The organism is Rhodococcus sp. NFXS4, from assembly GCF_058139645.1.
The window spans coordinates 2,437,781-2,450,975 of record NZ_CP192221.1 but is presented as its reverse complement, the minus strand read 5'-3'; the positions used below and the strand labels follow the sequence as shown (position 1 = coordinate 2,450,975).

Annotated in this window: 18 protein-coding genes; 9 read left to right on the top strand and 9 right to left on the bottom strand. The window is 68.7% G+C overall.

Annotated features, from left to right (window positions below; translation table 11 throughout):
• Window positions 1-16: 16 nt before the first annotated feature.
• Complete coding sequence (locus J4E04_RS11455) at window positions 17-421, bottom strand: Fur family transcriptional regulator (RefSeq protein WP_037185410.1); 405 nt, start codon at window positions 419-421, stop codon at window positions 17-19.
• 159 nt (window positions 422-580) lie between these two features.
• Here J4E04_RS11455 and J4E04_RS11450 point away from each other — a divergent pair, with 159 nt between their 5' ends.
• The gene (locus J4E04_RS11450; RefSeq protein WP_328809834.1) at window positions 581-922 is read left to right on the top strand and encodes a nitroreductase/quinone reductase family protein; all 342 of its coding nucleotides are present in this window, start codon (window positions 581-583) and stop codon (window positions 920-922) included.
• On the opposite strand, the gene J4E04_RS11445 is transcribed toward J4E04_RS11450, so the two are convergent.
• From J4E04_RS11445 to J4E04_RS11425, 5 genes are all read right to left on the bottom strand, one after another.
• Window positions 923-1,258 (bottom strand): hypothetical protein, encoded by a 336-nt coding sequence (locus tag J4E04_RS11445; protein ID WP_027505404.1) that lies wholly within the window; start codon window positions 1,256-1,258, stop codon window positions 923-925.
• A 346-nt stretch (window positions 1,259-1,604) separates the two neighbouring features.
• Window positions 1,605-1,805 carry a helix-hairpin-helix domain-containing protein gene (locus J4E04_RS11440; protein ID WP_490148643.1) on the bottom strand — a complete coding sequence of 67 codons (201 nt, stop codon included), beginning with the start codon at window positions 1,803-1,805 and terminating at the stop codon, window positions 1,605-1,607.
• A 5-nt stretch (window positions 1,806-1,810) separates the two neighbouring features.
• A complete protein-coding gene (locus tag J4E04_RS11435; RefSeq protein ID WP_155956988.1) occupies window positions 1,811-2,434 on the bottom strand; it encodes an FKBP-type peptidyl-prolyl cis-trans isomerase in 624 nt (207 codons plus the stop codon).
• A 15-nt stretch (window positions 2,435-2,449) separates the two neighbouring features.
• The gene (locus J4E04_RS11430) at window positions 2,450-2,926 is read right to left on the bottom strand and encodes an SRPBCC domain-containing protein (protein WP_056444490.1); all 477 of its coding nucleotides are present in this window, start codon (window positions 2,924-2,926) and stop codon (window positions 2,450-2,452) included.
• A complete protein-coding gene (locus tag J4E04_RS11425; protein WP_056444493.1) occupies window positions 2,923-3,267 on the bottom strand; it encodes an ArsR/SmtB family transcription factor in 345 nt (114 codons plus the stop codon). The genes J4E04_RS11430 and J4E04_RS11425 overlap by 4 nt, the downstream gene beginning before the upstream one ends.
• 114 nt (window positions 3,268-3,381) lie before the next feature.
• Here J4E04_RS11425 and J4E04_RS11420 point away from each other — a divergent pair, with 114 nt between their 5' ends.
• The 3 genes from J4E04_RS11420 to J4E04_RS11410 all read left to right on the top strand — a co-directional run bounded on the left by J4E04_RS11420 (window position 3,382) and on the right by J4E04_RS11410 (window position 5,866).
• Complete coding sequence (locus tag J4E04_RS11420) at window positions 3,382-3,945, top strand: dihydrofolate reductase family protein (protein WP_222631219.1); 564 nt, start codon at window positions 3,382-3,384, stop codon at window positions 3,943-3,945.
• 12 nt (window positions 3,946-3,957) lie between these two features.
• Window positions 3,958-4,539, top strand: a complete 582-nt coding sequence (locus tag J4E04_RS11415) for a dihydrofolate reductase family protein (RefSeq protein WP_490148642.1) — start codon at window positions 3,958-3,960, stop codon at window positions 4,537-4,539.
• 136 nt (window positions 4,540-4,675) lie between these two features.
• Complete coding sequence (locus J4E04_RS11410; protein ID WP_222645194.1) at window positions 4,676-5,866, top strand: FAD-dependent monooxygenase; 1,191 nt, start codon at window positions 4,676-4,678, stop codon at window positions 5,864-5,866.
• Here J4E04_RS11410 and J4E04_RS11405 read toward each other — a convergent pair.
• The 3 genes from J4E04_RS11405 to J4E04_RS11395 are packed head-to-tail and all read right to left on the bottom strand — an operon-like array spanning window position 5,857 to window position 7,314.
• A complete protein-coding gene (locus J4E04_RS11405) occupies window positions 5,857-6,270 on the bottom strand; it encodes a VOC family protein (protein WP_490148641.1) in 414 nt (137 codons plus the stop codon). The genes J4E04_RS11410 and J4E04_RS11405 overlap by 10 nt on opposite strands.
• A gap of 10 nt (window positions 6,271-6,280) precedes the next feature.
• Window positions 6,281-6,724 carry a helix-turn-helix transcriptional regulator gene (locus tag J4E04_RS11400; protein WP_222631207.1) on the bottom strand — a complete coding sequence of 148 codons (444 nt, stop codon included), beginning with the start codon at window positions 6,722-6,724 and terminating at the stop codon, window positions 6,281-6,283.
• A gap of 11 nt (window positions 6,725-6,735) precedes the next feature.
• Window positions 6,736-7,314, bottom strand: a complete 579-nt coding sequence (locus tag J4E04_RS11395) for a TetR/AcrR family transcriptional regulator (RefSeq protein WP_490148640.1) — start codon at window positions 7,312-7,314, stop codon at window positions 6,736-6,738.
• Between the two features lie 116 nt (window positions 7,315-7,430).
• On the opposite strand from J4E04_RS11395, the gene J4E04_RS11390 reads away from it, so the two are divergent.
• The 5 genes from J4E04_RS11390 (at window position 7,431) to J4E04_RS11370 (ending at window position 13,190) form a co-directional block, all read left to right on the top strand.
• Entirely contained in the window at window positions 7,431-8,816 is a 1,386-nt protein-coding gene (locus J4E04_RS11390) for a cytochrome P450 (protein WP_027505392.1), read from the top strand.
• 25 nt (window positions 8,817-8,841) lie between these two features.
• Window positions 8,842-9,396, top strand: coding sequence for a TetR/AcrR family transcriptional regulator (locus J4E04_RS11385; protein ID WP_285184776.1), 555 nt, complete (start codon window positions 8,842-8,844; stop codon window positions 9,394-9,396).
• Between the two features lie 91 nt (window positions 9,397-9,487).
• Window positions 9,488-10,768 (top strand): lipase family protein, encoded by a 1,281-nt coding sequence (locus tag J4E04_RS11380; RefSeq protein ID WP_490148639.1) that lies wholly within the window; start codon window positions 9,488-9,490, stop codon window positions 10,766-10,768.
• Window positions 10,769-10,878: 110 nt separating this feature from the next.
• A complete protein-coding gene (locus tag J4E04_RS11375) occupies window positions 10,879-12,327 on the top strand; it encodes an aldehyde dehydrogenase family protein (RefSeq protein ID WP_056444508.1) in 1,449 nt (482 codons plus the stop codon).
• Entirely contained in the window at window positions 12,324-13,190 is an 867-nt protein-coding gene (locus J4E04_RS11370) for an oxygenase MpaB family protein (RefSeq protein ID WP_222631181.1), read from the top strand. Before J4E04_RS11375 ends, J4E04_RS11370 begins: the two co-directional genes overlap by 4 nt.
• Window positions 13,191-13,195 lie beyond the last annotated feature (5 nt).

The following is a 13,195-nucleotide window of genomic DNA, read 5'->3' as shown; positions in this document are numbered from 1 at the left end:
CCTTCGCGCCTCGAGATCAGGGGCTGACGCTGGTGGAGCAGTTCTCGCACAGGCCCCAGTAGATGACCTCTGCCTCGTCGACGACGAAACCATGGGCCTCCGACGGAGTGAGGCACGGAGCCTCGCCGACGGCGCATTCCACGTCGGCGATGGTGCCGCAGGCGCGGCACACGACATGGTGGTGATTGTCGCCGATTCTGCTCTCGTACCGCGAGACCGAGCCGGACGGCTGGATGCGCCGTACCAGTCCCGCGGTGGTGAGAGCGTGGAGCACGTCGTACACGGCCTGGCGGGAGACGTCGGGCAGGGTGGCCCGAACGGCTCCGTAGACGGTGTCGGTGTCGGCGTGCGGATGTTCGTGCACCGCGTCGAGCACCGCCAGACGCGGGCGGGTGACTCGGAGCGCGGCACCACGCAGCATCTCCGGGTAGTTCGACGATGGGCTCACGTCGAACAGTATGCACGACTTTTCTGGAATGAGTCAGGAAACGGGGCGCGAACACCGGTCGAACGGCGTGTCGTCCGGCCCCCGCGGGGGCATGATGCGAGGCGACATCCAACGCTCGCAGGGGGTACGAAGATGACCGCGTTCCAGACCGTCGCCAACGCCGCGAACCAGGTCGTTCGACCTCTGATGCGACTGCCCGTGTTGTCCGCCGTTCTCGGGCGTGGCCTGGCCACCATCACCTACACCGGTCGACGGTCGGGCCGTGCGATCTCGCTGCCCGTCTCCTACCGGCGATCGGGCGAGACGGTGACCGTGATGGTCGCAGCACCGAGCCAGAAAGCCTGGTGGCGCAACTTCCATCCCGATCCCGCCCCGGTGACCGTCGACATCGCGGGGGACCAGCATCGGGGGAGCGCACAGGCGGTGGTCTCCGACAAGGGGGGCGTGCGTGTCGTGATCACCCTCGACAGCTGATCAACGGAGTACGACGAGCTGCTGGGTCGCGCGGGTCATCGCCACGTAGCGATCGACGGCGCTGTCCGCACTCGACCGGTCGACGAGATCGAACCCGAGGCCCTTCGCCGATCGTGCGCTCGACGATCGGATCCTCGCGGTGTCCGGTAGAGACGGCATCCCGATGACGCAGGCCACACCCTCACTCGTCGCGGCCCGCTCGTCCAGCACCGCCGCCAGGTCGTCGACGTCGGCGTGCCGGACGCCCACGCCGGTGGTGCGCACCGAGCGTGGCACGAGCGCGGCGCGCGCGCATCGCCGTCGCCCGTGGATCGCCGAGGCGGCGACGAGCGACATCGAGGACCGGGAGATCTGCTATGGTCCAGGGGGACCCGACGTTCCTGCGGACCGCCGCCCTGTCATCGTCGTCGAGCCAGGGTGCGCAGTGGCGTAGGTACGCCGGCACAGTCCAGAGGTCGGCGACGAGATCGGGAGCATCGATCACCGTCCACGACGACTCCACTCGGTCGCAGAGCTCGTCGATTTCACGCAGCGACGACGCCAGCTCGCCGGCCGACACGTTCGCGACGAGGCGGTCGACGAGGATATCGCCCAGAACCGCCCAGATCTCCTCTCGCGCATCGTTGTGCGGAGTCTCCGCCTGCGGTGCCGCAGTGCCGCGTCGATTCTGGCGAGGTTCCCCTCATCGCCGATCGTCGCGTGCCTCGGCCAACCGCCTGATCGCGGACGGCCCCTTTCCGTGTAGCGCGGACAAAGTCGCGAGGTTCGCCGGGAGGTCGTGCACCGTGCGATACCCCGCGTCGATCAACGCACCGGTCGCCGGCCGGCCGATGCGGACACCGTCGAACAGCGGTCCGCGGTCGACCGGCACGTCCCTCGTCATGCTGCTCAGCTGACGCCGAGAACCTTGATCGCGAAGATCAGAGAATCGCCCTGCTGGATGCCCGCGCGCGGCTGACCGTTGGGGTAACCGTCCGCGGAGGTCACCGCGACGCCGATCGTCGATCCCACGGTCTGGCCGGCGATGGCCTTCTGGAAACCGGCCACGACACCGTCGAGGGGGAATTCGACCGGGGCGCCGCGCTCGTAGCTGCTGTCGAAGGTGGATCCGTCGCGTCCGTTGACGCCCATGTAGCAGACGGAGACGGTGGCGTCCGCCGCGACGACGGGGCCGTCGCCGGCCTGCAATGTCTGCACCTGCGTCTCCGCGACGCTGAAGGGTGCCTCGACGGTGACCAGGGGAGCGGCATCGTCGGTGGACCCGGTCACCGCGATGCTGCCCGTGTCACCGTCGAGGTCCCACTCGGCCGCGGCACCGGACTCGGGCGCCGCGGTGGGGCACGACTCGGCAGCTGCGGTCGACGACGACCCCGCGGACGAGGATGCGGCGCTGGAGGAGGTGGCGGCAGATGGCGTGTCGTTGTCGGAGCTGCATCCGGACAGCACCAGGACGAGCGACGCGGACGAGGCCAGCAGGACACCGAGGGTACGAGAGGAGTTCACGCCCGACACGCTACAGCCGCCCGACTACTCGACCAGCCGGGCGAGTGCTGCGGTGACCGAGCCCCACCCTTCCGCGAACCCGAGGCTCGCGTGACGATCGCGTGTCGTCGGATCTCCGTGACGGACGACGGCCCGGTAAGCAGTGCCGCGCGGGTGGTCGGTCAGCGTGATCTCCGCTGACATCGCGACCGGCTGCGGCGACGCGGGGCGCCACCCGCTGTCGAGAGTGTTGGTGAACACCAGCCGGGTGTCGGGCTCGACTACTAGGAACACGGCGTCGGTGTGGGGCACGAATGTCGTTCCGTCGTCGCTCATCTCGGTGACGAACGCCCCGCCCGGTCGCACCTCCAGGTGGTCCACCCGAGTGACGGTGGGTGCCGGTGTCCACCACTGTGACAGCAACGACGAGTTCGTCCATGCCTCCCAGATGCGGTGACGAGGAGCCGCGATGACGCGATCGAGTACGAGGTCGAGGGCAGGATCGATCGGGAGCGCGGTCATGAGTCTTCTTCCGTCGGAGTCGGGGAGGTGACGAGTTGTTCGAGCCGATCCGTGCGGCTCTCCCAGAGGTGCCGTTGATCGTCGAGCCAGTCCTGGACGAGGTCGAGTCGTTCCCTGTGCAGAGTGCACGTCCGGACGCGTCCTACTTTGGCCGTGCGAATGAGCCCGCTCGACTCGAGACTGCGGACGTGTTTGAGGAAGGTGGGAAGCGCGATCGGGAACGGCGCCGCCAGTTCACCGACGCTTGCCGGACCGGCACCGAGACGCCGGACGACTGCTCGCCGCGTCGGATCTCCGAGGGCGGTGAGCACGGCGTCGAGTTCTGCCGTATGGTTAGCCATAAGGGTAAGTATTACAGGCGATCCGGGGTGTGGCGCAACCGATGACTTTCGACGTGTGCGTCGGTCGGAGTGTTCGTGGGCCGACCAGCGCCCACGGGGAACGAAGGAGTGCACATGCGCACGTTGATCGTCACCGCGTTCGTCTCGCTCGACGGCGTGATGGAGGCGCCTGGTGGAGAGGCCGGATACCGCAATGCGGGCTGGACCTTCACGGACGTCGAATTCGACGAGGCCGCGTACGAGATCAAGGGGCGGGAGCAGGGGGAGGCCGCCGCGCTGCTGCTCGGTCGCCGATCCTACGAGGCGTTCGCGCCCGTGTGGCCCACGATGGAGGACTTCGCCGGATACAACGCCATGCCGCGGTACGTGGTCTCGACGACGCTCGATGATGATGATTCGCGTTGGCCTGCAACGGTTCTTCGATCACTCGACGACGTCGCCGCGCTGAAGGAGACCGAGGGCGGACCGATCCTCGTGCACGGGAGCGCGACGCTGGGACGTGCGTTGGCCGACGCCGGGCTGGTCGACAGGTACCACCTGCTGGTGTTCCCGTTGCTGCTCGGCGCCGGCCTGCGCCTGTTCAGCGACACGGACAAGGGCGCCACGGTGCTGACGCTCGTCGAGCACGAGGTCTACGGCAACGGTGTCCAGAAGCAGGTGTTCGATGTGCGCCGCTGACGGGGAAACGTCATGCGCACACTGAGATTCGCGATGAACACGAGTGTGGACGGTTACGTCGCGGCGCCCGATGGCGACCTCGGCTGGAGCGTGCCGAGCGACGAGGCGTTCCAGTGGTGGTCCGACCGCGTCGACTCGACGGGCCTCACGCTCTACGGGCGGAGGCTGTGGGAGGCGATGAACGCGCACTGGCCGACGGCCGATCGGCAGCCAGGGGCGACGCCCGCGCACGTCGAGTACGCCCGTCGGTGGCGCGACATGCCCAAGGTGGTGTTCTCGTCGACCCTGGACGCGGTGGAGGGCAACGCGCGGCTCGTCACAGGTGACGCCGTGGCGGAGATCGTCCGTCTGAAGGCCGGCGACGGTGGCCCGATGGACATCGGCGGCGCCACACTGGCCGCGGCGGCGATGAGGGCCGGGCTGATCGACGAGTACGTGATCATGACGCATCCCGTTCTGGTGGGCGCCGGTACGCCGTTCTTCACGGTGCTCGACGAGTGGGCGGGCCTGGAGTTGGCGGAGACGCGGACGTTCTCGGGGGGACTGCACCTGATGAGGTACCTGACGCGGCAAGGGGTGGGAGATTCACGGTAGTTGACATAATGTCGATTATCGGCACAATTTGGTATCACCTGGAACCCTGCCTGAGCGTCGCACGTCGACCGACGTACCGTCGGTCGACGAAGTCCTTCCTGTACCTCACAGGTAGTGAGCACGGAAGGCGAAGATCGTGACTGTGGAACGACGCGTACTGATCACCGGGGCCAGCATCGCCGGCCCGACCCTCGCGTACTGGCTCGCGAGGTCGGGTCGTGCCGTGACGGTCGTCGAGCGCGCTCCGTCGCCTCGGCTCGGCGGGCAGAACATCGACATTCGTGGTCCCGGCCGCGAGGTCGTACGCCGCATGGGTCTGGAGGACGCTCTCTTCGCCGCGACCACGACGGAACAGGGCACCCGGTTCGTCGATCGACGGGGCGCGACGATCGCGGCGTTCCCGGCCGGTACGGCGGACAGCGGAGGCGCGACGGCCGAGCTGGAGATCCTCCGCGGCGAACTCGCGCGCATCCTCGTCGACGCGTCGGGACCGGACGTCGAGTACCGCTACGGCGACCGGGTCGTGGGCTGCGATCAGGACGCCCACGGTGTCGACGTGACGTTCGAGCACGGCGCTCCCGAGCGCTACGACCTCGTGGTGTTCGCCGACGGAGTGCGGTCCGGGAGCCGGGAGATCGTCTTTCCCGGCGAGGCCGTCACGCGAGATCTCGGGCTGTTCACCGCCTACGGGGTGCTCCCCCGCACCTCGGACGACGATGCATGGTGGCGCTGGTACAACGCGACCGGCGGACGTGTGGCCGGCTTGCGCCCGGACAACCAGGGCACCACGCGCTTCAGCCTGTCCTGGTTGTCGGGGCCGACCGGCCTCGAGCGGGCAGGGCAGTCGGAGGTCGTGGCCGCCCTTCGGGCGACGTTCGCCGGCGCCGGCTGGGAGACTCCCCGCATCCTGGAGTCGCTCGATTCCGCCTCGGAGCTGTACGTCGACCGCCTCGCTCAGGTCCACGCCCCACGGTGGTCGTCGGGCCGGGTCGCGATGGTGGGCGACGCGGCCTGGTGCGCGACTCCGGTGAGTGGGATGGGCACGACACTGGCCATCACCGGTGCCTACGTACTGGCCGCCGAACTCGCCCGCACCGATGATCACCGGGCCGCGTTCACGGCGTGGGACGCGCGGATGCGGCCCTTCGTCGACACGGTGCAGTCGCTGCCGCCGGGAACGCCGAGGCTGGCGCACCCGAAGACGGCAGTGGGGCTCGCGGTCTTCAACTCTGCTGTGCGACTGGCCGGTTCGGCGCCGGTGCGAGCGCTGGCCGGCAGGTTCGGCGGCTCGGACGACGCGAACCTCGATCTGAGCGACTACCGCTGACGCTGCTGGATGCGGATCAGGTTGCCCGCGGGATCACGCACCGCGCAGTCCCGGATCCCATAGGGCTGGTCGGTCGGTTCCTGCACGATGTCGGCATCCGCGGCCTGGAGTGCATCGAAGGTCGCCTCGAGGTCGTCGCTCGCGAGCAGGATGCCGCCGTACGTGCCCTTGGCCATCATCTCGGTGATGGTGCGGCGCTCGTCCTCGGTGATGGCGGGGTCGACCGCGGGCGGTGTCAGAACGATGGCGGTGTCCGGCTGCCCGGGCGGGCCGACGGTGAGCCACCGCAGGTTCTCGTACCCGACGTCGAGGCGGACCTCGAAGCCGAGAAGGTCGCGGTAGAAGGCCAGTGCGGCCCCCGGATCGTCCTGCGGGAGGAAGCTGGAGGCGATGGTGAGTGTCATGGCGACGACACTAGGTTCGCCTGGCGCGGTCCGCTTCTCGATTCCTGATCGGTCGGGTGACCACTTTCTCGACACACGACGGCGCGCCGGCCTCCGTGGACTGGTTCTGCTGCCGATACGCGGACGGGGACAGTCCGGTCAGTTCGGAGAACCGGGTGCTGAAGGTGCCCAGTGAGGAGCACCCCACGGTGAAGCAGATCTCCGTCACCGACCTCTCCGACCCCCGGAGCAACGCCATGGCTCGCTCGATGCGCCGCGTCATCAGGTACGCGTAGGGCGACTCTCCGTACGCGGCGCGGAACTGCCGGCTCAGGTGCCCCGCGGACATGTGCGCGTCGCGCGCCAGGGTCTCGAGGTTCAGTGGTGTGGCGTACTCGCGGTCCATTCGATCCCGTACTCGACGGAGACGACGCAGATCGTCGAGGTGTCGCGAGTCCGCACCGGTGTCGGTCACGCGTCCTCCTCTCAGGAATGCCGCAGCAGTCCGTGCAGTGCGCGCATGCAGAGATCATGCACCTCGTCGGCCGAGATCGACTGCCGGTCCACCCAGTCCACGCACACGGCGCGAACGAACGACACCCACCCGGCCACGGCCACCCGCGTCACCTCGTCTGCGCCGTCGTCGGGTCCCAGAGCCGCCAGGATCCGTTGCTGCTGCGTCTCGAACTCGGCCGTGAGGATCGCCTGGATACCGACGTCGCCCGACATCGTTCCTCGATTGATGGCCCGTAGTCCGTGAGCGTGATCGGTGGAGTAGCGGATGTAGGCGCGCAGTCCGGCGGACACCTGGTGCTCGACGGGCAGCGTGGTGTCGGGAGCCGTGATCTCGACCATCCGAGCGGATTCGAGCCGGATGATGTCGGCGAAGAAATCCCTCTTGGACGAGAAGTAGTGATACATCAGCCCACGCGAGACGCCGGCCAGGTCGGCAACCTCCTCGATCCACACCTCGTCGTAGGGCCGTTCCGCGAACAGTCGTGACCCGATCTCGAGCAACTGGTGCCGACGCTGATCGGGTGACAGGCGTTTGCGGGGAGAGGTCATGACCTGCGCCATGTTACGGGACTGCTCGTGATACTTGACACGCGTTCAGTAGGGGGTACCGTCCGCTGTTGTATCCCGGTTCAGTACGCCGGCCACCCACGCGAAAGGGTCCGACCGTGGTCACCACGATCTCGTCCACTTCTCCGCTTCCCCATCCCCCTCGACGACTCCCGGTGCTGGGCGACGTGCTGGGCGTACACGCGAGCACCCCGGTGCAGGACTCGGTGGCGCTGGCCGCGCAGCTGGGCCCCATCTTCGAGCGGGTGGTCCTGGGGCGCCGGTTCGTGATCGTGTCGGGCGCCGATCTCGTGGAGGAACTCAGCGACGAGTCGCGGTTCGTCAAGCACGTGGCACCCGCGGTCGCCGGACTTCGCTCGATCGGCGGGGACGGACTGTTCACGGCGTACTCGCACGAACCGAACTGGCGCAAGGCCCACGATCTCCTCCGGCCGGCGTTCACGCAGTCGGCCATGCGGAGCTACCACGACATCATGGTGGACGTCGCCGGACAGCTGGTGTCGCACTGGTCGTCCCGTGATCGGGTCGACGTCTCCTCGGACATGACCAAGTTGACGCTCGAGACCATCGGCCGCACCGGGTTCAGCTACAGCTTCGACTCGTTCACCCGCGCCGAGACGCACCCGTTCGTCCGGGCCATGGTGCGGACCCTGCAGCACAACCAGCGCCGCGCACTGCTGCCGCTCCCCGTCGTCGGCGACCTGGTGTTCCGGCGTCGCGAACGGCGGAACGATGCCGACAAGGCCTTCATGGCCGAGTTGCTCGACGACATCGTGCGGGCCCGCCGGGACGGTGAGACGAGCGGAGACGGCGATCTGCTGGACATCATGCTCCAGGCGGCACGCGACGGTGATCCCAACGCGCTGGACGAGGTGAACATCCGGCATCAGATCGTCACCTTCCTCATCGCCGGACACGAGACGACCTCCGGCTCACTGTCGTTCGCCCTGTACTACCTGTCGAGGCATCCCGAGATGTGGGCCCGGGCGCGTGCGGAGGTGGACGAGGTGTGGGGTGCGGACACGCCGTCCTTCGAGCAGGTGGCGAAGTTGCGCTTCGTCCGACGGGTTCTCGACGAGGGACTGCGCCTGTGGCCGACGGCCCCTGGTTACGCGCGCGAGGCACGCCACGACACGACGGTCGGCGGGCGTCCCATGGCCGCGGGCGACTGGGCCCTGGTGCTGATCCCCGGTCTGCATCGCGATCCCGTATGGGGGCCGGATCCCGAGGTGTTCGACCCGGACCGCTTCCTGTCGGCGAACGTGCGGGCCAGGCCGCCGCACGCCTACAAGCCGTTCGGCACGGGCGAGCGTGCCTGCATCGGGCGCCAGTTCGCTCTCCACGAGTCGCTGCTGGTGCTGGGCACGATCCTCCAGACCTTCGACGTCGCTCCCGATCCGGGCTACGAGCTCGCCATCGAGGAACGCCTCACCCTCATGCCGGCCGGGTTCGAGCTCGAGGTGGCTCGGCGCGACCGCAGCTGACGTGAGGATCCCGCACACTGGTCCCATGCGATCGCGCGGCAAGATCATGGAGGCCACCCTCGAGGTGATCGCGGAGCACGGTTTCGACGGCGTCACCATCGCGGGTGTGTCCGCCGCTGCCGGGGTCTCCCGACAGACCGTGTACTCCATCTTCGGCACGCGCGAGGTGTTGGTGACCCGCACGATGGAGCATTTGGCGGTCGAGGTCATGACCGAGATCCGGTCGCGCCTCGACGGCCCGGAGACCGTGCGCGACTACGTCGTGGAGATGGTGATCGGTGGTCGGCGGGCGGTGCGCGACATTCCCGCGATGGGAGCGCTGCTGCGGTTGAACGGCATCAACCCGGTGTTGCATCCCGATGTCGTCCAGCACGCCATTCCCGTCGTGCGAGATCTACTGTCCCCGCTGACCGCACTCGACCCCCGGGTCGCGGAGGTGTTGGACGACATCGTCCTCATCACCACTCGTCTCGGACTGTCCGTCGTGCTCTTCGACGATCCGTCCATCGCGGACGACGACGACCTCCGCGCCTTCCTCCTGCGGTGGCTCCCGGCGTCGATGACCGTGCCTCCGGAGTGACGGGCTTCACCTCGTGACCTTGACACCTGGTGCCGGAACTGTCTAACTTCAGGGCGCCTGCCGGGGGGTCCGCGCAGCGGGAAGGAAGTCGATGACACTGACACGCAGTCTGATCGTCGGAGCGGTGCTCGTGGCGTTGGTCGGTGTCGCACCCGCACTCGCCGACGCAGCCCCCGGTGACGACTTCTACTCCCCACCGACGGACGTCGCGGGTGCGCCGGGCACGGTGCTGCGCACCGAGCCGATGTCGCTCTTTCTCGCTGCGCCGGGAGTGGACGGTCGCTATCCCGCCACCGCGCAGCGCGTCATGTACACCTCGCGGACCGAGAACGACGAGCCCGTCGCGGTGACCGGAACGTTCATCGACTCGGCCGTTCCCTGGCGCGGCGCCGGCCCCAGACCCACCGTCGTGGTCGCTCCGGGGACGGTGGGGCAGGGCGACCAGTGCGCGCCGTCGCGGGCGTTCCCGCTCGGGCTGAACCTCACGACGGACCCGCTGTCCCTCTCGGCGAACCAGGAACTCGTGTCGTCGACGCTCTGGGGGTCGATGGGCGCGCGCGTCTTCGTGACCGACTACATCGGTCTCGGCACGCCGAGGTTGCACACCTACGTCAACCGGCCGGAGGAGGCGCACGCGGTGCTCGACGGCGCGCGAGCGGCGAACGCGCTGGCAGGCGACCCCGACTCCCCCATCGGTCTCTGGGGCTATTCGCAGGGCGGCGGCGCCACCGCCGCCGCCGCCGAGTCGGCGGCGAGTTACGCACCGGAACTGAACATCAAGGGCACCTGGGCGGGCGCACCGACGGCCGACCTGCTCGACGTGCTGAACACGGTGGACGGCACTCTCATCGGCGGCGTCATCGGGTACGCACTGAACGGAGTCCTCGAGCGGAACCCGTCGTTGCGGGCCCGCGTCGAGGAGCGCGTCTCCGATCACGGCAAGACGGTGCTGAACGACCTGTCGACCCAGTGCATCGCCGACACGATCCTGACGTATCCGTTCCTGCGCACCGAGACGCTGACGAAGGACGGTCGCTCGATGTCGGAGAACCTGAGATCCGTGCCCGAGGCCGGTCCCATCTTCGAGAAGCTGCGTACCGGCACCCTGCGGCCGTCGGCCCCGGTGTTGATCACCAGCGGCATCAACGACGACACGGTGCCGTACGGGCAGGCGCGGGAGTTGGCGGAGGAGTGGTGCGGCCAGGGTGCGTCGGTGACGTTCCGGTCGAACCCGCTGCCGCCGATCCTGCCGGGTGCGGTGCTGCCCAACCACTTCGGTCCGCAGATCATCGACGGCTACGGCGGTGCGGCCGCGGCGTACCTGATGGACCGGTTCGCCGACGTACCCACCGACGGGTGCGACATCGCCTGACGGTCGGTTCGGGTCACCGACCACGGTCGGCTCGGTCATTGTCGCGGACGGCGATCAGCCATAGTGTCACCGATCACAGTGGATCATTCGGCTGACTGAGGGGTACACACATGACGGTCCAGCACTCTCCGGAACGCACCGCGGCACCGACGCCGTCCGACGGAGAGGTGCACGCGGCCGTCGCCCGCGCGCGTGACGCGGCACTGTGGTGGGGCGCTCTCGATTTCACGGATCGCAAGGGGTGGCTGCTCGAGTTCCGATCCAGGATCGCCCGGACGTCGGGGTCGCTCGTCGACACCGTGCGCGAGGAGACGGGCAAGCCGAAGGACGACGCTCTGCTCGAGGTCATGCTGGCGGTGGAGCATCTCACGTGGGCCGCGAAGAACGCGCGACGTGTCCTGCGGGAGCGGTCCGTCTTCCCGGGTCTGGTGAGCATCAATCACGCTGCCTCCGTGCGGTATCAACCGATGGGCGTCGTCGGCGTGATCGGCCCGTGGAACTATCCGGTCTACACACCGATGGGGTCGCTCGCGTACTCGATGGCCGCCGGCAACGCCGTCGTCTTCAAGCCCAGCGAGCTCACTCCCCGCACCGGCACCTGGCTGGCCGACGCCTGGGCGTCGCTGGCGGCGCCGCACCAGGTGCTCCAGACCGTCACCGGCGACGGTCGGGTCGGTGAGGCGCTGTGCCGCTCGGGAGTGGACAAGCTCGCCTTCACCGGGTCCACCGCGACGGCGAAGAAGGTCATGGCGGTGTGCGCGGAGACGCTCACGCCGATCGTGGTCGAGGGCGGCGGCAAGGACGCGCTCATCGTCGACGCCACCGCCGACCTCGAGGCCGCGGCGACCTTCGCCGCGTTCGGCGCCATGGGCAACGCGGGCCAGACCTGCGCGGGTGTGGAGCGCATCTACGTGGTCGAGGAGGTCGCCGATCGTTTCGTGGACATCCTGACCTCCCGTGTACGCGACCTCCGGGTCGGCGACGCGGACGATGCGCAGTACGGACGCATGACGTTGCCGAAGCAGGTCGACATCGTGCGGGACCAGGTCGAGGACGCCCTGGCGCGCGGTGGTCGCGCCGTCGTCGGCGGACTCGAATCCGTCCGGGCGCCGTACGTCGATCCCATCGTGCTGCTCGACGTGCCGGAGGACAGCTCGGCCGTCGCCGAGGAGACGTTCGGTCCGACCGTGGTGGTCAACCGCGTCCGTGATCTCGACGAGGGCATCGAGCGGGCCAACGCCTCGAAGTACGGGCTGGGCGCGTCGGTCTTCACCGCGTCGAAGGCCGCGGCCGAGCGGGCGGCGGACCGGCTCCGCGTCGGAGTGGTGACGGTCAACTCCGTGCTGGGCTTCGCAGCGGTGGGCGCGCTGCCGTTCGGCGGAGTCGGCGACTCGGGCTTCGGACGGATCCACGGCGCCGACGGGTTGCGGGAGTTCTCCCGGGTGAAGTCGGTGACGAAGCAACGCTTCGCCGCCCCGCTGGGCCTGGTGACGATGACGCGCAAGCGGCGCGACGTCGCGGTCGCGCGCCTGTTGCTGACCAAGGTCTACGGGCGATGACCACCCTCCCCCGACCGCGCTTCGGGCGGTTCGGGTGGGTGCGGGTGATCGACGAGCTGGATCCGGTGGCGGACGCGGCCACCGTCCTCAAGATCACGGCGGGCTGCGAGTTTCCCTGGGACTACCAGCGCGCGTTGGAGTTCGCGCTGTTCCGCACGTACTGCGTGCCCACCATCTCGGCGTTGCTCCGCAGGACGGGAGAGTTCGAGCACCGCCCCCAGAAGCGGTACGACGACACCGCGCTGCTCATGTCGGAACTCGTGGAACACGGGTACGACTCCGAGCGCGGGCGCGCGTCGCTCCGCGCGGTCAACCGCATGCACGCGCGCTACGACATCTCGAACGACGACATGCTGTACGTGCTCTCCACCTTCGCGTTCGATCCGCTGGACTGGATCGACCGCTACGGGTGGCGGCGCCTGCATCCGCACGAACGGATCGCGAGCGTCGCGTTCTACCGCGAGGTCGGGATCCGGATGGGCATCCGGGACATTCCCGCGTCGACAGCCGACTTCCACGCCTTCAAGGTGCGGTACGAGCGCGAGCGGTTCGTCTACTCCGACGACAACAGGGCCATCGGCGAGTACACCCGCGACCTGCTGGCGTCGTGGTACCCGCGCCCGGTCCGCTCCGCGGTGCGCGGCGCCGTGCTGTCGATGATCGATCAGGACATGACCCGCGCCTTCGGGTTCGGCGACCCGGTCCCCGCCGTGCGCCCGGCGCTCGAGTCGGCGCTGCAGGCCCGAGGCCGCGTGGAGCGTCTGCTGCCCAAGCGGACGGCATCGCGGTCGGCGCAGGATCCGCGCAACCGGACGTACCCCGGGTACCCGCAGGGCTACCACCCGAGCGACCTGGGTGTCTGATCAGG